The organism is Brachybacterium sp. NPDC056505 (assembly GCF_042794925.1).
Taxonomy (GTDB): Bacteria; Actinomycetota; Actinomycetes; order Actinomycetales; family Dermabacteraceae; genus Brachybacterium; species Brachybacterium kimchii.
Map to the genome: position 1 here is coordinate 78,010 of NZ_JBHTSV010000002.1, position 25,421 is coordinate 103,430.

Genomic DNA, 25,421 nt, shown 5'->3' on the forward strand with positions numbered 1-25,421 from the left:
CGCCGTCAGACCCGGGCGCTCCCGGTGCGGGAGAAGATCACGCGGTAGCTCACGAAGTTGCACACCGCGGCGACGCCGACGGCGATGATCTTCGCGGCGATCGCCACGACGCCCTCGGGGGCCTGCGGGAACAGCACGCCGCACGCGTGCACCACCCCGGTGATGATCAGGGTCTGGATCACGAGCGCGGTCACCAGGGTGACGGCCAGGAACGGCACGAACGCCCGGACACCCGTGCCGTGGGCCCGGAAGACGAAGGCGCGGTTCACCGCGAAGCTCACGCAGATCGTGATCAGGGTGGAGACGACGTGCGCGGCGATCGGCGGCCAGTGCACCAGGAGCGTCCCGCCCGAGTACAGGCACAGGTCCAGCAGCGCCATGGCGCCGCCCGAGACCAGGAAGCGCCCGACCAGGGCGCGCAGGGACGTCGCGCGCTCAGCGGCCACCGAGGCTCTGCCCCTCACGACGCTGAAGGCGGTCGACATCCCCTCGCACCACCGGCGCGCTCTCGGGCACGATCGGCTCGGCGGCGCGCTGTCCCTGCGGAGCGCGCTGGTCCTGCGGCGCGCGCAGCTCCTCGGGCGCGGACGAGGGCCGCGGCGCGAGGCCCGGGGTGGTCACCGGCGCGAGCCCCAGGTAGGCGAGCCGCGCCGCCTCGTGCCGGTTCCTCGTGGTGCCGGTGAGGATCACGCCGGCGGTCACCATCAGGCAGGCGATCACCATGAAGATCGCCGCGAGGAAGGCGGTCGGGAAGCGCTCCACGAGACCCGTGCGCGCGTACTCCGAGATGACGGGGATGCCGCTGATCAGGCCGGCCAGGAAGGCGACGATGCTCGCGGCGCCCCAGAACACGAACGGCTTCTCGAAGGCGAAGAGCTTGGCGATCGTGAGGATGATGCGTCGGCCGTCGGAGAAGGTGCTGAGCTTGGACTCGCTGCCGTCGGGCCGCTCGCCGAAGCCGACCGGCTTCTCGATCTGGGGCACGCGGGTGGCCAGCGAGTGGACCGTCAGCTCCGTCTCGATCTCGAAGCGCTGCGAGAGCGCCGGGAAGGACTTCACGAAGCGTCGGGAGAACACGCGGAACCCGGAGAGCATGTCGGTGACGGGCTCGCCGAAGAGCCTCGAGACCACGCGGTTGAAGAAGCGGTTACCCCAGGCGTGGCCCTTGCGGTACGCCGAGTTGTCCGGGTCGTCGACGCGGCAGCCCAGCACGTGGTCGTAGGGGCCCTCGAGCAGGGTCTCGACCATCGCGGGCGCGGAGGCGACGTCGTAGGTGTCGTCGCCGTCGATGAGCAGGTAGACGTCCGCATCGACGTCGGCGAAGGCGCGGCGCACCACGTTGCCCTTGCCCTGGAGGGTCTCGGTGCGCACGATCGCTCCGGCCTCGCGGGCCCGCTCCCGGGTGGCGTCCTTCGAGTTGTTGTCGTAGACGTACACCGTGATGCCGTCGAACGTCCTGCGCAGGTCCGACACGACCTTCGCGACGGTCGCCTCCTCGTTGTAGCAGGGGACGATGGCCGCGATGTCGAGCTGCGGCGGGGGCGGAGTGGACGTCACGGCGCGAGAGTAGCAACGGGAGAGCGGCACCGCCTCTTCCCCTGAACCCCTGGTGAACCTACAGTGAACGCAGGTGCAAGGACGCACCGGACGGTCCGGCCGTCCCGGGCCGCCGCCTCACTCCCCGCCGCGGGGAGAGGTCGAGAGGTGATGGGGATGAGCACGTTCGTCCACCCGTTCCGCGAGGGCTCCAAGGACCAGAAGGACCTGCTGGGCGGCAAGGGGGCGAACCTCGCCGAGATGACCCGGCTGGGCCTGCCCGTCCCGCCGGGCTTCACGATCACGACCGACGCCTGCCGCTACGTCATGCACCACGGCCAGAACCCGCCCGAGCTCGCCGAGCAGGTGACCGCCGCGCTCGAGGACGTCGAGCAGCAGATCGGCCGGCGCTTCGGCGACCGCGAGGACCCGCTGCTGGTCTCCGTGCGCTCGGGCGCGGCGATCTCGATGCCCGGGATGATGGAGACGGTGCTGAACGTGGGCCTGAACGACGAGACCGTGCAGGGGCTCGCCGCGCAGTCCGGCTCCGAGCGCTTCGCCCAGGACTCCTACCGGCGTCTGCTGCAGATGTACGGGGCGACCGTGCTCGGCATCGGGGCGACCATGTTCGAGGACGCGCTCGAGGCCGTCCGCGAGGACCGCGGAGCCGCCGACGACGCAGGACTGGACGCGGACGCTCTGAGGGAGATCGTCGGCCGGTACCAGCAGATCATCGAGCGCGAGACCGGGAGCCCCTTCCCGCAGGATCCGCGCGAGCAGCTGCGCGGCTCGATCAGCGCGGTCTTCGAGTCGTGGAACGCACCGCGCGCCGTCATCTACCGCAACGCCGAGCACATCGACCACGAGCTGGGCACCGCCGTGAACGTGGTCGCGATGGTCTTCGGGAACCTCGACGACCGCTCCGCGACCGGCGTCGCCTTCACCCGCGACCCCTCGACCGGCGAGCACGGCGTCTACGGCGACTTCCTGGTGGGTGCGCAGGGCGAGGACGTCGTCGCGGGCATCCGCAACACCCGGTCCCTCGAGGAGCTCGGCGAGGTGCTGCCCGATGCGTACCAGGAGCTGCTGCGCACCATGGACGTGCTCGAGGAGCACTACCGGGACCTGTGCGACATCGAGTTCACGATCGAGTCGGGGAAGCTGTGGATGCTGCAGACCCGCGTGGGCAAGCGCACCGCCGCCGCGGCCTTCCTCATCGCCACGACCCTCGTGGACGAGGGCGCGATCGACGAGCGCGAGGCCCTCACCCGCGTGAGCGGCGCGCAGCTCACCCGGCTCATGTTCCCCCGCTTCGCGAGCGGCGAGCGCAAAGCGCTCGCCCGCGGGATGGGCGCCTCCCCCGGCGCCGCCGTCGGCGAGGTCGTCTTCGACTCGGAGACCGTGATCGCCCGCGCCCAGGAAGGGCACGACTGCCTGCTGGTGCGGCGCGAGACCAACCCCGACGACCTCGGCGGCATGCTCGCCGCCGAGGGCGTGCTGACCTCCCGCGGCGGCAAGACCTCCCATGCGGCCGTTGTCGCCCGCGGGCTCGGCAAGACCTGCGTGTGCGGGGCCGAGTCCCTCGACGTCGACCCGAAGGCGCGGGAGATCCGCATGGGCGGGGAGGTCGTCGCCCGGGAGGGCGACGTGCTCTCGATCGACGGCGCGACCGGCGAGGTCTTCGCCGGCCGCATCCCCGTCGAGCCCAGCGAGGTCGCCCAGTACCTCGAAGGGGATCTGGCCGCCGACGACCCCGGGGCGTCGGCCCTGGTCCGCTCGGTGGACCGGCTCATGCGAGTGGCCGACGAGGTCCGGCGCATGCAGGTGCGCGCGAATGCTGACACCGCGGCCGACGCCGAGCGGGCCCGGCAGATGGGGGCGCAGGGCATCGGCCTCGCACGCACCGAGCACATGTTCCTCGGCGAGCGCCGCGCCCAGGTCGAGAAGCTGATCCTCGCGGGCGACCCCGCCGAGCGCGAGGAGGCCCTCGCCGAGCTGCTGCCCGCCCAGCGGGAGGACTTCGCGGGCCTGCTGCGGGCGATGGGCGACCTGCCGGTGACCATCCGGCTGCTGGACCCGCCCCTGCACGAGTTCCTTCCTGACCTCACCGACCTCTCGGTGCGCATCGCCCGCGCCGAGGAGTCCGGGAGGAGGATCGAGCCGCACGAGCGGAAGGTCCTCGCCGCCGTGGAGCGGCTGCACGAGCAGAACCCGATGCTGGGGCTGCGCGGCGTGCGACTGGGCCTGACGATCCCCGGGCTGTTCGGCATGCAGGTGCGCGCGATCCTCGAGGCCGAGCTCGAGGTCAGGGCCGACGGCGGGGACCCGCACGTCGAGATCATGATCCCGCTGGTGGGGTCCGTGCGCGAGCTCCGGGCGATCCGCCGGGAGATCGACGACGTCACCGAGGAGGTCGCGGCCGAGGCCCGTGCGGGCGGCGGCGCCGGGGCCGGGGCCGGGGCCGGGGCCGGGGCCGGGGCCGGGGAGGAGCTCACCACTCGCATCGGCACGATGATCGAGCTGCCGCGCGCCGCCCTGCGCGCCGGGGAGATCGCCGAAGCCGCCGAGTTCTTCAGCTTCGGCACGAACGACCTCACGCAGACCACATGGGGCTTCTCCCGCGACGACGTCGAGGCCGGGTTCTTCTTCACCTACAAGGAGCGCGGCATCCTCTCCGACAGCCCCTTCGAGTCCCTCGACCAGTACGGAGTGGGCGAGCTGGTGCGGATCGCCGCCGAGCGCGGACGGGCCACCAACCCGGACCTCACGCTCGGCGTGTGCGGGGAGCACGGCGGTGACCCCGCCTCCATCCACTTCTTCCATTCGCTCGGCCTGGACTACGTCTCGTGCTCCCCGTTCCGGGTGCCCGTCGCGCGCCTCGAGTGCGGGCGCGCGACGCTCCTCGAGGAGGGGTTCACGCCGCAGCCGTGAGGGCGACCGTGGAGGTGGGGCCCGGGCGCCGCCTCACCCCATCCGCGGGCGCACGGAGATGACGTCCATGCTCGCCTCGTCGGTCGCGCGGATCGCGAGGGCGACCGCGGAGGCGACCGACGTCGGCTCGAGGTACTTCTCGATCTCGTAGGGGCCGTCCTCCATGCCGCGCAGCTCGTGCTGCATGTCGGTGTCGACGCGGCCCGCGTGCACGGAGCTGACCCGCACCCCGTGCTTCCGCTCCTCGAGGCGCAGGGCGTCGGTGAAGGCCCGCAGGGCGAACTTCGAGGCGCAGTAGGCGCCGCGTCCGCCGATGGAGTTGAAGCCGCTGCCGGAGTTCAGGGCGACCACGGTGCCGCGCGCCTTCCGCAGCGCGGGCAGCAGCAGCCGCGTGAGCTCGACGACGGCGGTCACGTTGACCTCCATCGAGCGGTTCCACTCGGAGACCGCCATCTCCTCGGTGGTGCCTCCCACCAGCACGCCGGCGCTGTGCACGACGGCGGAGAGGCCGTCCGGCAGGTCGAGCGCCGCGACCGCGTCGCCCACGGCCGGGAAGTCGGTGACGTCCACGGCGAAGGGCTCGGCCTCGGGGTAGGACGCGGCCAGCTCGGCGAGCGCCGCGGCGTCGCGGCCGCCGAGGATCAGGCGGTGATCGCCGGCGAGCTCGTCGGCGACGGCGCGGCCGATGCCGCGGGAGGCGCCCGTGATGAGGACGGCGGGCCGACGGGCGGCTGCGGGAGAGGTCTCGGGAATGCTCATGCGGTCATTCTCCCAGGTCGCGGTGACGGTGCGCCCGGGCGGTCTCCGTCGGCCCGTCGACCTCGGTGAGCCCCGCGTCGATCACGCGGACCGCATCGCCCGGGTCCTCCCAGGCGGCCTCGTCGGCCGGGAGCAGGTGGACGCGGAAATCGTCGGCCCGCCAGTCCGTGCGCTCCTCCTCCCCCATCCGCTCGTACAGCAGCTGCGCGGCATGGCCCGCCTGCGCAGCGGTCTTGCCGGTGGAGATGTCCTCGAGCGGGGTGATCTCGATGTCGACGAGGGGCGCGGGGGCCGCGGGGGCCGCGCGGGCTGCGGCGGGTGCGGGGGCATCCTCGCGATCGCTACGAGGGAACTCGGTGCCGCCCACCTGCAGCTTCGCGAGCTCCTTGGGCAGCGGGTGCAGCGGCCCGGGGACGAAGGCGCGCACCTGCGCGGTGCCGTGGGCGACGGTGATGCCGGGCAGGGACTGCACCGCGTCCCAGCGGGCGCCGTCGGCCCGTCGCACGACCTTGCGGATCCAGCCCGCGCGCCAGTGCTCGACCCGGTCGGCCCACTCGCCCGTGCGGGAGCGCTCGTCGTCCAGGAGCTGGACGACGGCCTGTGCCGCGGCCTCGACGACGTCCTCATGGTGCGCGGGGTCCGCCCTCACGCGGTGCACCACGAGCTGCATCGCCCAGGGGTTCTCATGGTCGGGTCGGTCGGGTCTCTGCACGTTCTCGGTCACGACAGGGAGCAACGGGTCCGGGAGGCTCGGCATTCCCGCGGGGCCGGGCATCATCCCGGAACGCGCGCACCCGGCGGTGGCACCATGTGTCCGTGGACGAGAGCGCACCTGACCCGCGGACGCCCCGGGCCGTCGACCTGCCGTCGGCGTTCCTGGTGGCGGAGATCGTGATCGTGCTGGCGCTCTCGCTGGGGCGCTCGGGCGTGTACTCGATCGTCTCCCTCGCGAGGTCGCTCGCCGCCGGCCCGCTGAGCGGCCAGCAGGCGACGCTGAACAGCTCGCAGGACACGAACCCCTGGTTCGACCTGCTGCAGCAGCTGCTCGGGATCGCCTTCACCCTCGCGCCGGTCGCCCTGGTGATCCTGCTGCTGAGCGTGAGCGCGGGCAGTCTGCGGGGCGCCCTCGTCGGCCTCGGCCTCACGCCCGCGCGGCCGCTCGGCGACACGGTGCGCGGCATCGTGATCGCCGCGTGCATCGGCGTCCCGGGCCTCGCCGTCTACTACGCGGGCCGGGCGATCGGCGCGACCCTCGAGGTGATCCCCGCGGCGCTCGACACGCACTGGTGGACGGTCCCCGTACTGATCCTGCAGGCGGCGAAGAACGCCGTGCTCGAAGAGGTGATCGTCTCCGGCTACCTCGTGCAGAGGCTCGAGCGCCTGGGCGTGGGCACGGCGGGGATCCTCGCGATCACGGCGGTGCTGCGCGGCAGCTACCACCTCTACCAGGGCATCGGCCCCGGCATCGCGAATATCGCGATGGGCCTGGTCTTCACCGAGTGCTTCCGGCGCACCCGCCGCGTGGGCCCTCTGGTCATCGCCCACACGCTGCTGGATGTGGTGGCGTTCGTGGGATACGCGCTGCTGAAGGACGTGCTGGGGCTGTAGCGCAAGGGCGTGGACGTGCGCTCGGGCCGGGGCGCCCCCAGCCCCATGCCCCTCGCCACCTGGTGCCGATAGCCTGGGCGCATGGTCTTCTCCCTGCCCCCGCACGCCACGATCGAGCAGCGCTCCAACAACTGGGGCGGCAACCACCGCTTCACCCCGCAGGCGGTGGTCCAGCCGGAGACCGAGGGCGAGGTCGTCGAGGCCGTGCGCTGGGCGATCGGGCGCCGCCTACCCGTGCGCACGATGGGCGCCGGGCACTCGTTCTCCCCGCTGATCCCCACCGGCGGCGTGCTCGTGAAGCTCGGCGCGATGAGCGGTCTGACCGGTGTGGACACCGCGAGCGGCCGAGTGCGTGCGCACGCGGGCACTCCCCTCTCCCAGCTGTTCGAGGAGCTGTGGGCGAAGGGCCTCTCGCTGCCCGTGCAGGGCGATCACGACGCCCAGTCGATCGCGGGTGCGCTCGCGACCGGCACCCACGGGTCCGGCGTCGACTCGCAGATCATGAGCGAGGCGGTCACGGGGCTGCGGCTCGTCGACGGACGCGGCGAGATCGTGGAAATCGGCGAGGACGAGGTGGATCGCCTGCGCGCGGCACGCGTGTCCCTGGGTGCGCTCGGCGTGATCCTCGAGATCGAGCTGCAGACGGTCCCCGCCTACCACCTGCGAGATCGTCGCGAGCTGATGGATCTCGACCCCGCGACCGCGGATCTGGCCGCGCTCGGCGACAGCGCCCGCCACGTGCAGGTGCACTGGTTCCCCTCCGACGCCTCCCCCGCGCTGCTGCAGCTGGACGTCGAGGAGGGTGCGAGTGCCGCCGGGAAGGCGCTCGTGCGACGCCTCGATGTCGCCGAGGCGGGCGAGGAGGGCGCCGCGCCCGCCTACCAGGTGTTCACGGGCCGCTCCACGAAGCCGTTCCACGAGATGGAGCTCGCGTTCCCCGCGGATCGGGCCCAAGTGGCCTTCTCGCGCCTGACCTCGCTGAACCTGAAGGACTTCCCCGAGCACCAGTACCCCATCGAGCTGCGATGGGTCGCGGGGGACGACGCCCCGCTCTCGATCGCGCAGGGCGGGCCGCGGGTGACGATCGCGCTGACGGCGAAGACCAGCTCGGACTACTGGCCGCTGCTCACCGCGGCCGACGCGATCGGCGAGGAGCTCGGCGCGCGCCCCCACTGGGGCAAGCTGCACCTGCTCGACCGCGGCCGGGCGGAGGAGCTCTACCCGCAGCTGGGCGTTTTCGACGAGGTGCGCGCGGAGCTGGACCCGCACGGCCTTTTCCTCAACGACCACCTGCGCGCGCTGCTGGGCTGAGCCGCGCTGGCGGGCTGAGCGGGGCTGGGGCTGGGCGGGGCTGGCCTGCCCCGGAGACGGGGACCCTCTCGGCGGCACCTCGCCGAGAAGTGAGTTGTGGTCCCCTAAGCGCACGAATGACGACATCAACTCACCTCTCGCGAGGGTGATGCCGCATCAACTCACCTCTCGCGGGCGTTGTGCGGCAGCACGAGCGCGAGCGGCGGGTCGGGTTCGGAGGCGTCTCAGAGCACGTAGGGCTCGGCGTCGGTCTCGCTGACCATCGGCAGCGAGGACTCGAACCAGATGTCCATGCCTCCGGCGACGTTGACCGCCTCGAAGCCGTTCTGGTTCAGCCACTGGGTGACCTGGAAGCTGCGACCGCCGGAGCGGCACACGATGAAGAGCGTGTCGTCGTCCTCGGGCAGCTCGCCCAGGTGCTCCATGAAAGAGCTCGCCGGCACGTGCTGCGCGCGCGGGGCGTGGCCGGCCTTCCATTCGTCGTCCTCGCGCACGTCGATGAGGTGCGCGCCCTCGGGGATCTCGGTGGGGGCCACGGATTCGATGTCCATGGCCCCCAGCCTACGAGCCGACGGCCGGCCCGTGCTGCTCGCGCGTCGCCCCGGTCCGACCGTGCCGCTCGCGCGTCGGATCGGTCGACGCGTCCCGCTCACGCGTCGGACCGGGCGACCCGTCCCACGAGGGGCGCGCTGACCACGACGCTGAGGGCGACCAGGCCGAGCGCGCCGAGCGCGGAGCCGATGTACTGCACGACCGCGCCCACGGCGAAGCCGCCGCTCATCACGGGGGCGAGGAGCCCCGCGGCACTCATGCCCGCGACGATCGCGGCGAGTGCGAGGGGGATCGCGATCTCGGCGATGCGTGCGCGCTGGAGGGCGCTCACGGTCGCGCCCGCCACGTGCTGCGAGCGGTAGACGCGCGCCTGGTCGAGCACCCGGGCGGTCTGCGTGACCCCGGTCGAGACGGCGGCGAGCACGGCGGCGATGCCCAGGGTGAGCAGTCCGCCGGTGTGCAGCGCGGTGCTGAGCGCCCGCTCGGCGGGAGTCTCGTCCATGTTCCCGAACATGCTGGTCAGAGTCAGGAATCCCGCGATGACGAGGCCGAAGGTGATGCCGGAGACGGCACGCCATCCGGCGCGGGGGTCGGCCGCGAGGCGGCGCGCTCCCACCAGCAGGGCGGGTCCGGGCGCGATGGCGGCGATGATCCGCGCGACCACCCACACCACGAACGGGCCGACGATGTTCACGCTGCCGAGCACGAGCGCCATGAGGATCGCGAGCACGGCGATCAGCACGCCGATCCCGTTCGGGATCCCGCCCACGACCTGCGGCAGGATCTGGAAGGCGGCGATGAACAGCACGATCAGCGCCGCCCAGACGATCAGTCGCACGACGGACATGCGCACGATCCGCGAGTCCCGGGCGACCCCGAGCGGTGAGATCGCGACGCCCGCGAGCCCGATCCCGGCGGAGATGCCCGCGAGCAGCGTCGCCGCGATCACCAGGACCGGATATGCCCAGAGCGGCATCAGCAGCTCGCCGAAGGTGAAGGGCGTCATCCCGAAGTCGAGGGCCGTGAGCGCCGGGGTGACGGCGAGGTGCGCGAGCAGGCCGAGCAGGGAGCCGACGAGGGCCTGGGCGAGGACGTCGGCCACGGCGAGCGCGCCGACTTGGGCGGTGGTGCCGCCCACCAGGCGCACCGCGGCGAGGTCCCGCTCGCGGCGGGACAGGCTGAGCTTCGCGGCGGCGCTTCCCAGCCCCATGGCGCTGGGCACGAGAAGGACGGTCGCGACGATCGCGCAGGTCATGAGGAAGGAGGCGTTGGAGGCCTCGGCCGTGGGCGGGCCGTCGCCGACGGGCGAGGCGGCGGCGCGGGAGGCGAAGGCGCCGAGCCCGCCGAGGACGGTCGCGAGAATGCCGGTGGAGGCCGTGAAGCCGATGATGGGGAGGGCGGTGGCGATCCCGCCGCGGCGCCGCAGGACGAGCGGGGCGGTGTGCAGGAGGCTCATCGCGCGCCTCCCTCGCGGTGGAACTGCTGGGCGATGCGGCCGTCGCGCATGGCGATGGTCCGCTCGCAGGTCGCGGCGACCGAGGGGTCGTGGGTGACCATCACGAGCGCCGCGCCCGCGTCCTGGCAGGCCTCGGCGAGCACCTGGAGCACGCTGTGGCCGGTGGTCTGGTCGAGTGCGCCGGTGGGCTCGTCGGCGAAGACCACCGACGGCCGGCCGGCGAGGGCGCGGGCGATCGCCACGCGCTGGGCCTGGCCGCCGGAGAGCTGACCCGGCCGCCGCTCGTGCATGCCCGCGAGGCCCAGGCGATCGAGCCAGGCCGACGCCTCGGCGCTCGCGGCGCGCCGGGAGGCGCCGCCGAGCATGCGCGGCAGCACCACGTTCTCCAGGGCGGTCAGCTCGGGAAGGAGCTGGCCGTCCTGGAAGACGAATCCGAAGCTCGTGCGGCGCAGGCGGGTGCGCGCGGCGTCGGAGAGGGAGTCCAGTGAGGAGCCGGCGTGGACGACGCTCCCGGAGGTGGGCGGCAGGATGCCGGCGAGCACGTGCAGGAGGGTCGTCTTGCCGCAGCCGGAGGGGCCCATCACCGCGACCGACTCCCCGGCGCGGATGTCGAGGTCCACGCCGTCCAGCGCGAGGGTCGCACCGGCCTTCTCCCCGTAGGAGTGGCGCAGGGCGCGGGCCTGGAGCACCGGGGCGGGCCCGGAGGGGCCCGGGACGGCGGGCTGGGGCGAGGACTGGGGTGCGGGCTGTGAGGGCAGAGGTGTCGAGGTCATGGCTCCACCCTCCGCCGCGCGCCCCCGGACGCGCATCGGCCCCGGGAACGGATTCCCGGGGCCGATGTCGGACCGTGGTCTGACTCCGGCGCTCAGCCGAAGCGACCGGAGATGTAGTCCTCCGTCTGCGTGTTGGAGGGGTTGGTGAACATCTTCTCGGTCTCGTCGATCTCGATGAGGTGCCCGGGCTTGCCGGTCCCCGCGATGTTGAAGAAGCCGGTGCGGTCGGAGACGCGCGAGGCCTGCTGCATGTTGTGCGTGACGATGACGATCGTGAAGTCCTGCTTCATCTCGTGGATGAGGTCCTCGATCGCGAGCGTGGAGATCGGGTCGAGCGCCGAGCAGGGCTCGTCCATGAGGATCACCTCGGGCTTCACGGCGATCGCGCGGGCGATGCACAGACGCTGCTGCTGCCCGCCGGAGAGACCCAGGCCCGGCTTGTCGAGGCGGTCCTTGACCTCCTCCCAGAGGTTCGCGCCCTTCAGCGAGGTCTCCACGAGCTCCTCGGACGCGGAGCGGGAGATGCGCTTGTTGTTGAGCTTGACCCCGGCCAGCACGTTGTCCTTGATGGACATGGTGGGGAACGGGTTGGGCTTCTGGAAGACCATGCCCACGCGGCGGCGGACGTTCACGGGATCGACGCCCGGGCCGTAGATGTCCGAGCCCTCGATCTCGACGCGGCCCTTCGCGTAGGCGCCGGGGATGACCTCGTGCATCCGGTTCAGCGTGCGCAGGAACGTCGACTTCCCGCAGCCCGACGGGCCGATGAGGGCCGTGACCGAGCGGGGCTGGAGGGTGACGGTCACGTCCTCCACGGCGAGGAAGTCGCCGTAGTAGATGTTGAGGTCCTCCACGTTGATGGCCTGGGCCATGGGGTGTCCTTTCGGTGCGGGGCTGCGCCGCCGGCTCAGCGGCCGAGCTTGGGGGCGAAGAGGCGGCTGACGAGGCGGGCGACGATGTTCAGGATCATCACCATGAGGATGAGTGTGAGGGCGGCCGCCCAGGCGCGGTCGTAGTTGATCGTCGTCGAGCACGCGTACTGCATGTGCGTGATCGGGTTGGTGATGGCGTCCGAGTTGCAGACGGCGTTGCCCGAACGGTACTGGCTGTTGATGAAGGTCGGCAGGGTCTGCATGCGTCCGCTGAACAGGTTGCCGTTCATCATGGGCAGCGCGCCGACGGTCAGCAGCAGGGGCGCGGTCTCGCCGATCACGCGGGCGATGGCGAGGGTGACGCCCGTGGTGAGGCCCGCGATCGAGGTGCGCAGCACGACCTTCATGATCGTGAGCCACTTGGGTACGCCGAGTCCGTAGGCGGCCTCGCGCAGTTCGAGGGGCACCAGGCGCAGCATCTCCTCGCTCGAGCGCACCACGGTCGGGATCATGAGCACGCTGAGCGCGACCGAGCCCATCAGGCCGATGCGGATGCCGGGGTCGTTCGTGATGGTGATGAACAGGGCCAGGCCGAACAGGCCCGCGACGATCGAGGGGATGCCCGTCATCACGTCGACCAGGAAGGTGATGCCGCGTCCCAGGACCCGGAGGGCGCCGTAGCGGGCGTACTCGACCAGGAAGATCGCGGTGAGCAGGCCGATGGGGACCGAGATGATGCTCGCGCCGAGCGTGATCAGCAGGGTGCCGACGATCGCGTGGGCGATGCCGCCGGAGACCATGCCGCCGACGACGCCCGCCATGTCGGCGCTCCAGAAGTACCCGGGGTACGGGCTGATGAGCTTGCCGAGGCCGCGGTGCAGGACCTCCCACAGCAGGGAGACCAGCGGGATCATGGCGACGGCGAAGGCGCCGAAGACGAGCAGGGTCGCGAAGCGGTCGTTCGCCCAGCGCCGGCCCTCGCGGATCCGCGAGTAGCCGTACCCGATTATCAGGTGCAGGACGTAGCCGAGCACCACGAGCCCGCCGATCGAGAAGCTGTTGAACAGCACCAGCACGATCGCGGCGAGCACGATCGCGATCGCCGCGGTGAGCAGCAGGTGGTACCAGGGCAGGCGGCGCTCGGATGCTCCCGAGCCGGTGATCAGCCCGGAGGATGCGGTGCGTGCGGGGGTGGCGCTCATGGTGTTCCCTCCCGGCCCCTCACGCCTTCGCCGAGCGCGCGACGATCGCGCGGGCGAGGGCGTTGATGACGAAGGTGATGATGAACAGGACCAGGCCGGTGAAGATCAACCGGGCCATGACGTCGGGCGTGGCCTCGGCGCTCTGCGAGGCGATGTTCGCGGCGATCGTGTTGTGCTTGCCGACCTCGAGGATGTGCAGGGAGAACGTGGATCCCGGGGAGAGCACCATGAGCACGGCCATGGTCTCGCCGAGCGCGCGTCCGAGGCCCAGCATCGAGGCGGAGACGACGCCCGAGCGGCCGAAGGGCAGCACGACGGCGCGGATCGTCTCCCAGCGGGTCGCGCCGAGCGCGAGGGCCGCCTCCTCCTGCAGCCGCGGGGTCTGCAGGAAGACCTCGCGGGAGACGGCGGTGATGATCGGCAGGATCATCACGGCGAGCACGATCGAGGCGGTCGCGAGGTTGCGCATCGGGGTGCTCGGCTCGCCGCCGAACAGCGGGAACCAGCCCAGGTACTTGTTGAGCAGCTCGTAGAGCGGCTGCATCTTCGGCACCAGCCACACGCCGCCCCAGAGGCCGAACACGACCGAGGGCACGGCGGCCAGCAGGTCGATCATGAAGCCCAGCGGGGTGGCCAGTCGACGCGGCGCGAAGTGGGAGATGAACAGGGCGATCCCGATGGAGACGGGCACGGCCATGATGAGTGCGAGCAGCGCGGCGAAGACCGTGCCGAACACGAGCGGCGCGGCGAAGGACCACAGCGAGATCGCGTCGGGCCCGCCGCCCAGCTCTTTGCTGTCGCGGATCGCGGGGATCGAGCGGACCGTCAGGAAGATCGCGACCAGCGCGAGCGTGACGAAGATGAGCAGACCGGAGCCGACGCTCAGGCCGGTGAAGATCACGTCGCCGGGTCGGCGCTTGGAGCGGCGGCCGGCCACGGCCTTGGATCCGCCGGGCTCGGGGCTCTGCGCGGGGTCCTGCTCCGGTGCCGTGGACGCGGGGTCTGCGGCGGCGGGGGTGCTCATGGGGCGCCTTCCTGTGGGCGGGCCGGTGAGGGGGCCGACGGCCGGGTGCGCCGCACGCGGGAGTCGTTCCCCGTGCGGCGCACCCGAGCGCCCGTCGGCCGTGCGCTCATCGATCGGTCGGGACTCAGCCCTTCGCCTTGATCTTCTCGATCGAGGCGGTGGCGTCCTTGGAGAGCGTGTCGGACAGCGGCGCGTTGCCGGCGACCTCGCCCGCGGCCTTCTGGCCGTCCGAGGAGACCACGTAGGAAGCGTAGGACTTCACGAGGTCCGCGGTCTCCTGGTCCTTGTAGGTGTCGCACAGGGCCATGTAGGAGACGAGGACCAGCGGGTAGGTCGAGGGATCGTCCAGGGTGCGGTCCAGCTGGACGACGATGTCTCCGTCCTCGCGGTCCTTCTCGCGCGGGGAGTCCTCGACGGCCTTGGCGGCGGCCTCGGGCGAGTACTCGACGTACTCGTCGCCCACCTTGATCTTGGCGATGCCGAGGTTCCCGGCCTTCGAGGCGTCGGCGTAGCCGATGGTGCCGTCGCCGCCCTCGACCACGGAGATCAGGCCGGAGGTGCCGTCGCCGGACTGGCCGCCCTTGACGGGCCAGTCCTCGACCTCGCCGTGCTTCCACGCCTTGGGCGCGGTCTTCTCGAGGTACTGGGTGAAGTTCTCGGTGGTGCCGGAGGAGTCCGAGCGGTGCACCGGGGTGATCTTGGTCGACGGCAGGTCGACGTCCGGGTTGTCCTTCTTGATCGCGTCGTCGTCCCAGGTGGTGATGTCGCCGGCGAAGATCCCGGCGATGGTCTCCGGGGAGAGCTGCAGGTCGTCGACGCCCTTGAGGTTGAAGACGACGGCGATCGGCGAGATGTAGATCGGCACGTCGAAGGCCTTGCCGCCCTGGCAGGCGTCGGCCGACTGCTTGATCTCGTCCTTCGTGAGGGCGGCGTCCGTGCCGGCGAACTGGACGCCGGAGTTCAGGAACTGCTCGCGGCCCGCTCCGGAGCCGACGGAGTCGTAGGTCACCTGAGCATCGGGGTTCACGGCCTGGAAGCTCTGGGTCCAGGCGCTCTCGGCCGACTCGGCCGAGGAGGCGCCGGCGCCGGCGAGCTTGCCGGAGACGCTGCCGGATGCGGCCGCGCCGCCCCCGTCCGAAGCGGGGGTGCCGCCGTCGGAGCCGCCACAGGCGGACAGGGCGAGCGCGGCGGTGAGTCCGAGCGCGGCGAGAGGGGCGAGCGTGGTCTTGCGAACGATCACTGCGATTCCTTCCGGGGCAGGGCCCACGAGTACGAGGAGCGCGCCTCAGGGTGACCGGGCGGGATACCCGGCGGGGGCGACATGCGCGACGCTAGGGAGCCGAGGTGTCCGCTCGCCCGCCGCCGTGTGAACGTCAGATGAACGGGCGGCGCACGCCCGCGCAGGGTCATCGGAAGTGCCGGTCAGAGTGCATATACAGGTGCATCACACCGAGGTCACGGTCCGGTCACAGCTCGGGCCGCGGCAGCGGCTCAGGAGGCCGCGGATCGGGTCGGCAGGTCCGGGACCGGGTCAGTAGGTCCCGGACGTGGACTCCGCCAGGGAGCCGAGCACGAACCCGCCGACGACGAGGAGCAGGAGGAGGGTGCCGACGATCGAGATGATCAGACCCGCGATCGCGAAGCCGCGCCCGCCGTGGGTGCTGTTCTCCCCCGTCGCCTGCATGCCGATGACGGAGAAGATGACGCCGAGCGGCGAGAGGGCGCCGCAGGCCACCACGAGGCCCACGAGGCCCAGGACGAAGCCGGCGATCGCCATCCCCGACGTCGGCCGAGGCGCGTACCCGGCGCCGTGCATCCCGCCGGGGTAGGCCGTCGAGGCCTGGTACGACGGCTGGGAGGCGGGCTGGTAGGACGGCTGGTGACTCGGCGCCCCGTCGGGCCGGGGCGCCTGCTCCGGCGACCCGAAGGGCCCTCCCGAAGGGGCCGAGGAGCCGGTGGCGTAGGGATCCGTCGGGCCGTATCCGCTGCCCGATCCGTAGGGATCGTGGGAGCCGTACGAGTCGCCCGAACCGTACGAGTTGGCCGAGCCGTAGGAGTTGGCCGAGCCATAGGGGGAACGCGCGCCGTACGGGTCGCTCGAGTCGTAGGAATCGCCGGCACCGGTGGACTCGCCCGCGCTGTAGGGCGACGGTGCGGAGCCCTGAAGGTCCTGGGGTCCGGGGGCGCTGAAGCCGCCGTAGCCGCTGTTGTCACTCATCGGATCGTGTTCTCCTGCATGGTCTCGTCGGGGCTCGCCGCCCCACGTGCGTCATTCTGCCGGTCGGGAGTCCGCCTCGCGGGAATCCGCCGGGCGGGCCGTCCTGAGCATCGCCCCCGGCCTCATCGGCCGTCGGGTCATTCGATGCGCGGCTGATGGCGCTCGACGGCGACGATGCGCCCTCCGGGGACGGCGTGCACGATGAGCGCCTCGCCGGCCGAGAGATACGGGTCCGAGCGCGGCAGCTCGAGGGCGGCCTCGCGGCTCGCGAACTCGCGCACGGTGGCGATGACGGTGGGGAGCACGGGCCGGTGGGTGCACAGGATCGTCGGCCGCGCCTCGCGCAGCACGCGCTCGACGACCGCGGCGGTGCGCGAGGGCTCGGAGGCGTGCCCGGCCTCGGTGAGCGATTCCTTGGTGGCGATGTCCAGACCGGAGAGCCGCGCGTACGGCTGGACCGTCGCCCGGCAGCGCTTCCAGGGGCTGGAGACCACGGAGTCCGGCGCGAAGGCATCGATCATCGGCGGCAGGGCCTTGGCCTGCTTCTTCCCCTTCGAGTTCAGGGGTCGGCTCTTCTCGCCGTCGCGCCACTTCGAGCGGGAGACGGCCGCGGCATGGCGCTGGATGATGATCGGCCGGGTGCGCGCGGTGTCCTCGGCGAGCTGCTCGGAGAGCGCGGTGAGGGTCACGCGGTCGGTCTGCCGGGTGAGCAGCTGCTCGGCCTCGGAGATCTGCACCCAGCGGGTCTCGTCGATCTCCTTGGGATTCTTCGGGCCGGGTCCGATGCGCGAGCGCACGGCCGCGGTCCAGTACTGGACGATCTTCGAGCGGCCGTCGGGCAGCAGATAGACGGAGGCGGGCAGCGGACGGTGCAGCCGCACGCGGTACCCGGTCTCCTCCCCCACCTCGCGGACGGCCGCGGCGGGGAACGTCTCCTTCGCCTCGAGCTTCCCCTTGGGGATCGACCAGTCGTCGTAGCGGGGGCGGTGCACGAGCAGCACCTGCACCGTGCCGTGCTTCTCGCGCCAGATCAGCGCGCCCGCCGCGAGCACGGCGGGCTGGGCGCCGGGGACCGCCATCGTGCTCATGCGTTCGTCGCGTCCGACGGCGCGGAGCTCGGGGCCGCGGGGTCCGACGCCTCGGCCGGGCCCGACGGGCCGACCTCGCGGGCGCGGCGGAACTGGAGATCACGGCCGGAGACGTCGAAGCCCAGGTGCTCGTAGAGGCCGAGCGCAGGAGTGTTGTCCCCTTCGACGTAGAGGGTCGCGGCGCCGACGCCGTCGGCGGCGAGAGCGCGCAGGGCGCGGCTGAGCAGGGCTCCGGCCACGCCCTGGCCGGCGGCCTCGGGGTCGGTGCCGACGGCGTAGATCTCGGCGTCGGGCGCGCTCCGGGGGTCCTCGGGCTCCTCGCGCTTGACCCACACGAAGCCCAGCAGCTCGTCGCCGCGGCGGGCCACGTGGAGGTCCTCGGCCCGGAACCAGGGCTGGGCCATGCGCTCGTCGAGGTCCGCACGGGTCAGGCGGCCCTGCTCGGGATGGTCGGCGAAGGCGCGCGCGTTCACACGCACCCAGGCGTCGGCGTCGCGCGCCGGGTCGAAGGCGTCCAGCTCGATCGCCGCGTCCCGGGGCTCGCGCGCCGGGATCTCCGCGGCGGCGTCGGCCCCCTGTTCCAGCACGCGGCGCATCGTGAGCAGCTCGCGCACGGGCTCGAGACCGCGCTCGCGCAGGAAGGCGACCGAGGCGTCGAGCGCCCCGTGTGCCCAGATCCCGGAGTCCGGGCGACGCTCGAGGACCGCGTCCAGCAGCTGCGAGCCCAGGCCGCGGCGCCGGGCCCCGGGTTCGACGGCGCCCTGGGCGGTGCCGTCCGGCAGCACGGAGGCGTAGGCGAGGACGCGCGGCAGCGCCGACGGGTCCGATGGGCCCGCTGAGTCGGGTGAGCCCGGTGAGTCGGGTGAGTCCGACGAGGGGTCGGAGAGCAGCAGGTGCAGCGTCCCGTCGGCACGCTCGGCGTGCAGGGCGAACAGCGCGGCCTCGTCCAGTGCGGCGACGCCGTCGTGGGCGCGGGTCCGCTCGAGGAGGAGGTCGACCGCCGGGCGCTGCGCAGGGCGCAGCTCGTCCGTGACGATCATGCGGGGGTGTCCTTATGGTCCGTGGCAGGGCTCCGCCGTCGGCGGCTCGTAGACTGCCACTGTAGCGTTCCCCCGAGCGGTCCCGGGACGCCCTCCCGCGGCGCGGGAACGGGCGTCGCACCGGATGTCCCGGAGGGCGCGCGGACCCGCGGACGACCGGCGACGAGCCGGCCTCGGACCACGGGTCCGCACCAGGGCAGGACTTACGCGGACGACGACAGCGAGACGAGTGCGAGGTGGGCGGATGACCGCATCGGAACGGGCCCCTCTGGGAGCCGTCCTGGCGGTCCTGCTGAGCCTGGTGACGCTCACCGGCGGCGCCTCGGTCCCGCTGATGGCGGCGCTGCTGTGCGTGCTCGCCCTGCTCGTGGGCATCGGCTGGCCGGACCTGCTCGAGCTGCCCAGCGCGCTCGGCTCGCGCATCGTGATCGTCGCCACGGGCATGCTCGCCGCCCTGCTCAGCGTGCGCACCGCGGAGACCGGGGAGCCGCTGTGGAGCGTCGTGGTCGCCTGCGCGCTCGGCATCTTCGGCGCCTTCGTCCACCAGATGCTGCGCCGCGGCCGCGAGGAGCTCTCCGCCTCCCTGACCGGCACCGTGGGCGGTGTGATGCTCACCGGGATCTCCGCGACCTGGGTGGTCGCCCAGGCCGACGCCGCGACACCGGCCGAGGTGGGCCTGCTCGCCGCCTCCGGCGCGGGTCTCGCCGTGACGCTGCTGGTGACGGCGCTCGGCCTGCCGCGCACTCCCCGGCTGATCCTCGCGATCGTGCTGGGCGCGGGCACCACTGCGCTGATGATGCACGAGATGTCCGCGATCGCCTGGCCGATCGCGCTGCTCGTGGGCGCGGTGCTCGCGATCGGCGCGAGCGGGGTGCACCTGCTGCTGGGTTCGGTGCTGGCCGCGCGCGAGCCCCTGCCCTCCCTCGCCGTCGCCGCCGGGCCCGTCGCCACGATCGGCGTCGTGGCACTGCTCACCCAGCGCCTGCTGGGCTGAGAGGCGCACCGCGGGCTCCCCGGACGTCGCCCGCCGCCACGGCCGCCCTCATGCCCGCCGGCATGCACGGACCCGCCCGGGGCGCGGCCGTCCCGTCGGCCCGCTCGAGGGGCCCGGCCGGTACAGTGAGGGCATGTCAGTTCTGTCCCTCGTGTTCACCGCTCTCGTCGGCGTCGTCGGGCTCGGCACCGCCGGATTCGCCGTCCTCGTGGTCACCCGCCTGTTCGGCCGCTGATCCGATGCCGATCGTCCTGGATCCCTCGCTCCCCGAGAGCCTCTTCCCGCTGGCCTGGCTCGTCGGCTCCTGGAACGGTGACGGCGCCGCCCAGCTCCCCGACGAGGACGGCGAGCTGATCGGTCGCCGCATCGAGCAGAAGCTCGTGACCTCCGCGAACGAGGACGGCACCCTGGCCTGGGTGATGTCGACCGACCTCGTCGACGCCCCTGCCCCGCTGCCGCCCACGAGCGCGTTCGTCGACCCGGAGAAGGCCCCCGAGCAGGATCCCGGCACGGGCGAGCGCAGCCTGCTGGTGCGCGAGAAGGGCTTCTGGCGCGTCGGCGATCCTCTGCCCGGCCAGGACATCGAGGCCGCCCGCGCCGCCAAGCCCGGCGACCCCGCGGGCGTCGTCTCGTACGGCGTCGAGCTCGTGATCGTCCGCGAGGACGGCGAGGAGATCTGGGCCGGCGAGGTGCGCGGACCGCGCATCCAGCTGGGCCTGCGCACCTCCCCCACGGCCCGCGCGGCGGACGGCTCGATCGCCGCGACCCGCATGTTCGGGCTCGTCGGCGGCCGCCTCATGTGGCTGTGGGAGCGCGCGACCGATCCCGCCGCACCCCACGAGCTCTCCCCCTACCTCTCCGTCGAGCTCGACCGTGGCTGACATGGCCGACATGACCGAGCAGCCCGCTCCCCCGCCGCAGCCGATCCACCCGCCCCTGCTGGCGGGATCCGGGGCCGTGCTCGCCGAGGACGGTCCTGACCGCGGCATGCCCGCCCACTACGGGGCCCCGCTGCGGGAGCAGCGCCGTCTGCTCGCGCGCCGCGCCGTCGTCGACCTCGGCGGCCACGAGATCCTCGAGCTGCACGGGGCCGACGCCCGCAGCTGGCTCACCACGGTCACCTCGCAGGCGCTCACCGACGCCCCCGTGGGCGCCTCGCGCTCCCTCGCGGTGCTGAGCCCGCAGGGGCGCGTCGAGCACCTGGCCTCCGCCGCCGTCACCGGCGAGGAGACGATCCTGCTGGTCACCGATCCCGGCGCCCGAGCAGGTCTGCGCCGCTACCTCGAGATGATGCGCTTCGCCGCGCGCGTCGAGATCACCGACCGGGACGATCTGCGCCTGCTGGGCGGCCTCGCGCCCGCCGGGAACATCCTCGGCGCCGCGGCGCTCGGGGCGACGGGCCTCGACCTCCCCGAGCCCGCCTTCGTGTGGACCGACCCGCACCCCGCGGTCGCCCCCGGCCACGTCGCCTACGGGCCCGACCCCGAGGACGGCACCGACTGGGTGCTCACCGCCTTCGACGCCGACGCCCTCGCAACGCTCCCCTGGCGCGTCGAGCACCTCGCCGGCAGGGAGGCGGCCGAGGCCCTGCGCATCGCCTCCCACCGCGCGCGCCAGGTCACCGAGGTCGACGAGCGCAGCATCCCCCACGAGCTCGACCTGCTGCGCACCGCCGTCCACACGGCCAAGGGCTGCTACCGCGGCCAGGAGACCGTCGCCAAGGTGCTGAACCTGGGCCAGCCCCCGCGCCGGCTCACGATGCTCCTGGTCGACGGCTCGCAGAACGTCATGCCCCGGCACGGCGATCCCGTGCGCCTGGGCGGGAGCGAGGGCAAGCTCGTGGGGACCGTGACCTCCACCGCCACCCACGCGGACCTCGGCCCGATCGCCCTGGCCGTCCTCAAGCGCGCCGCCCCGCTCGATGCGCCGCTCGTCATCGGATCCCGGATCAGCGCGGGCCCGTGGGGAGACGGCGACGGGGCCGACAGGGCCGACGCGTCCGAAGGTTCCGAGACGGTGCCCGAGGACGTCGAGATCACCTGGCTCGATGCGACGCAGGAGCCCATCGTGATCACCCGCGAGCACGGCGAGAGGCCCCGCACCGCGCGACTCTGAGGCGCCGGGGCCCGCCGTCGCCCGCCCGCCCGCCCGCGTCCGGCGAGTCACGGAGCGGCCGAGATTGAGATCCGGGTGGTCGTCCCGATCCACCCACCTCCGGAGACCGCTTCGTGTCATGGAACGGCGTGTACGGGACCTCTCTGCCATATATGGCAGAGAGGTCCCGTATTCGCCCGTCCGCGACACCACCGGGCCGCGCGACCCCCAGCCCGCGCGACCCCTGAGTGTTACGGCCCCGGCCTGCGCAGCTCCTGGGTACCGCATCCCCTGGATACCGCGCGCGGCGCCGGAGTTCCGTGGCCCCGAGGTGCCGCGGGCCCAGGGTGCTGGGCCACCGCCGTGTTCCCGCCCGCACCTGCCCGGACCGCGCGCCGTGCGCCGCGGGGCCTGACACAATGGGGCCATGGGCATGAGCGCGCAGGGTGAGCGGCACGATGTGTCCCAGGGCGAGGACCCGGGAGGACCCCCGAGCGAGTCGCTGTCCTGGTCGCAGCAGCGCGCAGAGGTGATCGCCGCGCAGGAGCAGGCGCTCGAGCATGCCCGTCGGACCGAGCACGAGAAGGCCACCGCGATCCTGCGGGAGTACGTCGAGCGCTTCGAGACCGCGGGCATCGCCCCGCGTCCGCTGCGGGCGCTCCCCTACAAGGGCTCCGGGACCATCCGCACACCGCTGCACGGCTGGTACCTCAAGCACGACCGCACGATCGGCATCGACACCGAGGCCCGCTATTTCATCCTGCGGGCCGACGGCGGACTGCTCACGAGACTGCGCGGCGCGGAGATCGAACCCGTCGACGCCCCACTGGTCGTGGGCCGCGGCGGGCGCGACGGCGAGACCTTCGACCTCAGGGAGCTGCTCGAGACGCGAGTGAAGGACCCGGTGGTCGCATGAGCGGGACCGAGCCGAAGGCCACCACCACGGGCATCGACACCCCCAAGCCGCCGCTCAGCGACCGCGTGCGCGCGGCGATCTCCAGCCGCATCGGCGAGGGCCTCGAACGCGATCGCAAGGGCCTGGGCAGCATCGGCCGTGCGGGCGTCGCGACCGCGGTCGCCTACCTCTTCGCCCACTTCGTGTGGGGTCACCAGTTCCCCTTCTTCGCGGCCATCGCCGCCTTCGTGATCATCGGGGTCTCCAGCACGGAGAAGAAGGTCCGCAAGGTCCTCGAGATGTCCACGGGTGTGATGTGCGGCGTGCTGCTCGGCGAGCTCGCGCGCGCGACGATCGGCTCGGGCACGTGGCAGATCGCGGTCGTCGTGGTCACGGCCGGGCTGCTCGCGCGGCTCATCGACTCCGGGATCGTCTTCACGATGCAGATGTCGATCCAGTCGCTGCTGGTCACGGTCATGCCGCTCACCCCGTCGATGAGTCCGGGCGGCCGCATCCTCGACGCCCTCACGGGCGTGGTCGTGGGCATCCTCGTCCACCTGCTGACCTCGGGCGATCCCCGTCGAGGGCAGCAGTCGGCCGCGCACTCGCTGTACCGCGCCCTGGAGGACGCGCTCACGCAGATGTCCCTCGCCGCCCGCACGGGCGACGTGAAAATCGCGAGCGCCGCCCTCTCGCAGATCCGCACCACCTCCCAGGAGCTCGTGGACGAGTGGCGCATCGCGAACAACGCGGCCGAGGAGATCGCCACCTTCTCCCCCACCCACCTGCGCCGCGCGAATGACGTAGGGCGCCTGCAGCATCTGCTCATCGGCTCCGATCGCGCCGTGCGCAACGTACGGGTGATCGCCCGGCACGAGGTCGCCTTCCTCGAGTCGGTCAAGGGCCGCAGCTCCCACGCGCGTCTGGCCGACGCCCTGCTCGCCGCCCATGACGCCGCCGTCGCCCTGCGCGAGGCCGTCGACTCGGACGGCGACTTCACCGATGCGCGCCGGGCGCTGCGCATCTTCTGCTCCTACCTCACGCCCGAGACGATGCTGCGCAGCGACGACGGCACGCGCCTGGGCCGGGTCGACCACTTCGAGGGCGTCGCGCTCGTGATCCAGCTGCGCTCGCTCGCGATCGACCTGCTCGAGGCCACCGGTCTGGACCACAGGGACGCGCAGCGCTTCCTGCCCAGCCTGCTCATCGCGGCCGACGGCGACACCATCGGGCCGCGTCCCCTCACCCGCGAGATGTCGGCCGTCGAGCCGCCCGCCACCACCGAGGCGCTCGAGCTGCTGATCACCGACCGCTCCGACCCCGACCGCCGGCGGGGATAGACGCTCGGCACGCCGGCCCCGCGGCCCGCGCCCCGCTGCCCCGGGGCGCCTCCCATCCCGCGCCCGAGCTGTGCCGTTATCCTGGCCGCATGCTCTGGCTCGCAGTCGCCCAGTACTGGATCTTCGCCGTGATCGCGGTGGTGCTCTTCGCCGTCGAGATCTGGGCGCTGGTCAACGCTCTGCGCTTCCGCCCCGACGCCTACACCGCGGCGGGCAAGCGCACGAAGCTGTTCTGGGGCCTGCTCACGGGCCTCGCCCTGCTGCTCGGCTTCCTCTCCCTCCCCTACCCGGTGGGCCGCGGCGGCTCCTCGATGCTGCTGATGGTGATCGGGATCGTGATCTCCGGCGTCTTCCTGGCCGACGTCCTGCCGGCCCTGCGCTCGGTCATGGAGCGCTCGCGCAACAACAGGTACTGACCCCCGGCCCTCGGCCCGGACCGCGACTCCGGCGCCCGCCGCGTGCCCGGAGACGCGGAACGGGGCACCCACCGCGAAGGTGGATGCCCCGTCCTGGCTGACGTCGGGCCCGTCGGCCCGACCGATCGGATCAGGCCTCGTGGGAGCCCGCGCTGCGCAGGTTCTGCGAGGCCTCGACGATGCGGGCGGCCATGCCGGCCTCGGCCTTCTTGCCCCAGGCGCGGGGGTCGTAGGCCTTCTTGTTGCCGACGTCGCCGTCGACCTTGAGGACGCCCTCGTAGTTGTCGAACATGTGGCCGGCGGCCGGGCGCGTGAAGGCGTACTGGGTGTCGGTGTCGATGTTCATCTTGATGACGCCGTTGTCCACCGCCTCCTGGATCTCCTCGAGCGAGGAGCCGGAGCCGCCGTGCATGACCAGGTCGAACGGCTTGTCCTGGCCGTACTCCTTGCCCACCGCGTCCTGGATGTCCTTGAGGACGGAGGGGCGCAGCTTGACGTTGCCCGGCTTGTAGACACCGTGCACGTTGCCGAAGGTGAGCGCGGTGAGGTAGCGGCCGTTCTCGCCCAGGCCCAGCTTCTTGGCGGTCTTCAGGCCGTCCTCCGGGGTGGAGAAGAGCTTGTCGTTGGAGACGTCCGCCTGGACGCCGTCCTCCTCGCCGCCGACCACGCCGACCTCGATCTCGAGGATCTTCTTGGCCTCGGCGGACTTCGCGAGCAGACGCTCGGCGATCTCGAGGTTCTCGTCGACCGGGACCGCGGAGCCGTCCCACATGTGCGACTGGAACAGCGGGTCGAGGCCCTTCTTCACGCGGTTCTCGAGGTCCCACTCGATGAGGGGCTCGACCCAGGTGGGCAGGACCTCCTTGGCGCAGTGGTCGGTGTGGAGCGCGACGTTGATCGGGTAGTTGTCCGCGACGGCGTGGACGAACTGCGCGAGTGCGATCGAACCGGCGACGCGGTCCTTGACCGTCGAGCCGGACAGGTACTCCGCACCGCCGAAGGACACCTGGATGATGCCGTCGGTGTTCGCCTCGGTGAAGCCCTGCAGGGCGGCGATGGCCGTCTGCGAGCTCGAGACGTTCACGGCGGGGTAGGCGAACGCGCCCTTCTTGGCGCGGTCGATCATCTCGGCGTACTTGTCAGGGGATGCGATGGGCATGTGTGCTCCTCACGCGAGTGCGAGTAACGGCATCGGAACGCGCGCCGCGAAGGCGCGCAGTGCTGTTGATTCTCTCACGCCCGCGTCCGAAGGGAACCTCCGGTCCGCGCCCATGGACACGGGCCCGCCGGCGCTGCCGTGCGGGGTCCCGAC

24 protein-coding genes are annotated in these 25,421 nt (G+C 72.4%); 9 read left to right on the plus strand and 15 right to left on the minus strand.

Annotated elements, in window-relative coordinates; genetic code table 11:
- Positions 1–5 precede the first annotated feature (5 nt).
- Both ACFQ53_RS02140 and ACFQ53_RS02145 read right to left on the minus strand, forming a co-directional pair.
- On the minus strand, positions 6–446 hold the full coding sequence (locus tag ACFQ53_RS02140; RefSeq protein ID WP_377854684.1) for a GtrA family protein: 441 nt from the start codon (positions 444–446) through the stop codon (positions 6–8).
- Positions 436–1,557: a glycosyltransferase gene (locus ACFQ53_RS02145; protein WP_377854687.1), complete on the minus strand. Its 1,122-nt coding sequence runs from the start codon at positions 1,555–1,557 to the stop codon at positions 436–438. Before ACFQ53_RS02145 ends, ACFQ53_RS02140 begins: the two co-directional genes overlap by 11 nt.
- Positions 1,558–1,713: 156 nt before the next feature.
- Here ACFQ53_RS02145 and ppdK point away from each other — a divergent pair, with 156 nt between their 5' ends.
- Positions 1,714–4,467, plus strand: a complete 2,754-nt coding sequence (ppdK, locus tag ACFQ53_RS02150) for a pyruvate, phosphate dikinase (protein ID WP_377854690.1) — start codon at positions 1,714–1,716, stop codon at positions 4,465–4,467.
- Between the two features lie 33 nt (positions 4,468–4,500).
- Here ppdK and ACFQ53_RS02155 read toward each other — a convergent pair whose 3' ends face one another.
- Together ACFQ53_RS02155 and ACFQ53_RS02160 are read right to left on the minus strand one after the other, a co-directional pair.
- Positions 4,501–5,226 (minus strand): SDR family oxidoreductase, encoded by a 726-nt coding sequence (locus tag ACFQ53_RS02155; protein ID WP_377854693.1) that lies wholly within the window; start codon positions 5,224–5,226, stop codon positions 4,501–4,503.
- A gap of 4 nt (positions 5,227–5,230) precedes the next feature.
- Positions 5,231–5,950, minus strand: coding sequence for a peptidyl-tRNA hydrolase (locus ACFQ53_RS02160; RefSeq protein WP_377854696.1), 720 nt, complete (start codon positions 5,948–5,950; stop codon positions 5,231–5,233).
- 92 nt (positions 5,951–6,042) lie between these two features.
- Here ACFQ53_RS02160 and ACFQ53_RS02165 point away from each other — a divergent pair, with 92 nt between their 5' ends.
- Together ACFQ53_RS02165 and ACFQ53_RS02170 are read left to right on the plus strand one after the other, a co-directional pair.
- Positions 6,043–6,834, plus strand: a complete 792-nt coding sequence (locus ACFQ53_RS02165) for a CPBP family intramembrane glutamic endopeptidase (RefSeq protein ID WP_377854699.1) — start codon at positions 6,043–6,045, stop codon at positions 6,832–6,834.
- An 81-nt stretch (positions 6,835–6,915) separates the two neighbouring features.
- Entirely contained in the window at positions 6,916–8,145 is a 1,230-nt protein-coding gene (locus tag ACFQ53_RS02170; protein WP_377854702.1) for a D-arabinono-1,4-lactone oxidase, read from the plus strand.
- A 224-nt stretch (positions 8,146–8,369) separates the two neighbouring features.
- On the opposite strand, the gene ACFQ53_RS02175 is transcribed toward ACFQ53_RS02170, so the two are convergent.
- The 10 genes from ACFQ53_RS02175 to mshD form a co-directional block, all read right to left on the minus strand.
- On the minus strand, positions 8,370–8,696 hold the full coding sequence (locus ACFQ53_RS02175) for a rhodanese-like domain-containing protein (protein WP_377854705.1): 327 nt from the start codon (positions 8,694–8,696) through the stop codon (positions 8,370–8,372).
- Positions 8,697–8,794: 98 nt separating this feature from the next.
- Positions 8,795–10,153, minus strand: coding sequence for a permease (locus ACFQ53_RS02180; RefSeq protein WP_377854707.1), 1,359 nt, complete (start codon positions 10,151–10,153; stop codon positions 8,795–8,797).
- Positions 10,150–10,926, minus strand: a complete 777-nt coding sequence (locus ACFQ53_RS02185) for an ABC transporter ATP-binding protein (protein ID WP_377854710.1) — start codon at positions 10,924–10,926, stop codon at positions 10,150–10,152. The genes ACFQ53_RS02180 and ACFQ53_RS02185 overlap by 4 nt, the downstream gene beginning before the upstream one ends.
- A 92-nt stretch (positions 10,927–11,018) precedes the next feature.
- On the minus strand, positions 11,019–11,798 hold the full coding sequence (gene pstB / locus ACFQ53_RS02190; protein ID WP_249481027.1) for a phosphate ABC transporter ATP-binding protein PstB: 780 nt from the start codon (positions 11,796–11,798) through the stop codon (positions 11,019–11,021).
- A 35-nt stretch (positions 11,799–11,833) separates the two neighbouring features.
- On the minus strand, positions 11,834–13,000 hold the full coding sequence (gene pstA, locus ACFQ53_RS02195; protein WP_377854714.1) for a phosphate ABC transporter permease PstA: 1,167 nt from the start codon (positions 12,998–13,000) through the stop codon (positions 11,834–11,836).
- 19 nt (positions 13,001–13,019) lie between these two features.
- Complete coding sequence (gene pstC / locus ACFQ53_RS02200) at positions 13,020–14,024, minus strand: phosphate ABC transporter permease subunit PstC (protein ID WP_377854717.1); 1,005 nt, start codon at positions 14,022–14,024, stop codon at positions 13,020–13,022.
- Positions 14,025–14,148: 124 nt separating this feature from the next.
- Positions 14,149–15,264, minus strand: coding sequence for a phosphate ABC transporter substrate-binding protein PstS (pstS, locus tag ACFQ53_RS02205; RefSeq protein WP_377854720.1), 1,116 nt, complete (start codon positions 15,262–15,264; stop codon positions 14,149–14,151).
- A 291-nt stretch (positions 15,265–15,555) separates the two neighbouring features.
- Entirely contained in the window at positions 15,556–16,242 is a 687-nt protein-coding gene (locus ACFQ53_RS02210; protein WP_377854723.1) for a DUF4190 domain-containing protein, read from the minus strand.
- A 137-nt stretch (positions 16,243–16,379) separates the two neighbouring features.
- Positions 16,380–17,330: an NUDIX hydrolase gene (locus tag ACFQ53_RS02215; protein WP_227488043.1), complete on the minus strand. Its 951-nt coding sequence runs from the start codon at positions 17,328–17,330 to the stop codon at positions 16,380–16,382.
- The gene (mshD, locus tag ACFQ53_RS02220) at positions 17,327–18,370 is read right to left on the minus strand and encodes a mycothiol synthase (RefSeq protein ID WP_377854727.1); all 1,044 of its coding nucleotides are present in this window, start codon (positions 18,368–18,370) and stop codon (positions 17,327–17,329) included. Before mshD ends, ACFQ53_RS02215 begins: the two co-directional genes overlap by 4 nt.
- A gap of 244 nt (positions 18,371–18,614) precedes the next feature.
- Between mshD and ACFQ53_RS02225 the strand changes: the two genes are divergently transcribed.
- The 6 genes from ACFQ53_RS02225 to ACFQ53_RS02250 all read left to right on the plus strand — a co-directional run bounded on the left by ACFQ53_RS02225 (position 18,615) and on the right by ACFQ53_RS02250 (position 24,109).
- Positions 18,615–19,364, plus strand: coding sequence for a hypothetical protein (locus ACFQ53_RS02225; RefSeq protein ID WP_377854730.1), 750 nt, complete (start codon positions 18,615–18,617; stop codon positions 19,362–19,364).
- A gap of 239 nt (positions 19,365–19,603) precedes the next feature.
- Positions 19,604–20,245 (plus strand): FABP family protein, encoded by a 642-nt coding sequence (locus ACFQ53_RS02230; protein ID WP_377854733.1) that lies wholly within the window; start codon positions 19,604–19,606, stop codon positions 20,243–20,245.
- A 1-nt stretch (position 20,246) separates the two neighbouring features.
- A complete protein-coding gene (locus tag ACFQ53_RS02235) occupies positions 20,247–21,479 on the plus strand; it encodes a YgfZ/GcvT domain-containing protein (RefSeq protein WP_377854736.1) in 1,233 nt (410 codons plus the stop codon).
- Between the two features lie 406 nt (positions 21,480–21,885).
- Complete coding sequence (locus ACFQ53_RS02240) at positions 21,886–22,374, plus strand: hypothetical protein (protein ID WP_377854739.1); 489 nt, start codon at positions 21,886–21,888, stop codon at positions 22,372–22,374.
- On the plus strand, positions 22,371–23,693 hold the full coding sequence (locus ACFQ53_RS02245) for an aromatic acid exporter family protein (protein ID WP_377854742.1): 1,323 nt from the start codon (positions 22,371–22,373) through the stop codon (positions 23,691–23,693). Before ACFQ53_RS02240 ends, ACFQ53_RS02245 begins: the two co-directional genes overlap by 4 nt.
- Before the next feature lie 89 nt (positions 23,694–23,782).
- Complete coding sequence (locus ACFQ53_RS02250) at positions 23,783–24,109, plus strand: DUF2516 family protein (protein ID WP_377854745.1); 327 nt, start codon at positions 23,783–23,785, stop codon at positions 24,107–24,109.
- A gap of 130 nt (positions 24,110–24,239) precedes the next feature.
- On the opposite strand, the gene fbaA is transcribed toward ACFQ53_RS02250, so the two are convergent.
- The gene (gene fbaA / locus ACFQ53_RS02255) at positions 24,240–25,268 is read right to left on the minus strand and encodes a class II fructose-bisphosphate aldolase (RefSeq protein ID WP_377854748.1); all 1,029 of its coding nucleotides are present in this window, start codon (positions 25,266–25,268) and stop codon (positions 24,240–24,242) included.
- Positions 25,269–25,421: the final 153 nt, after the last annotated feature.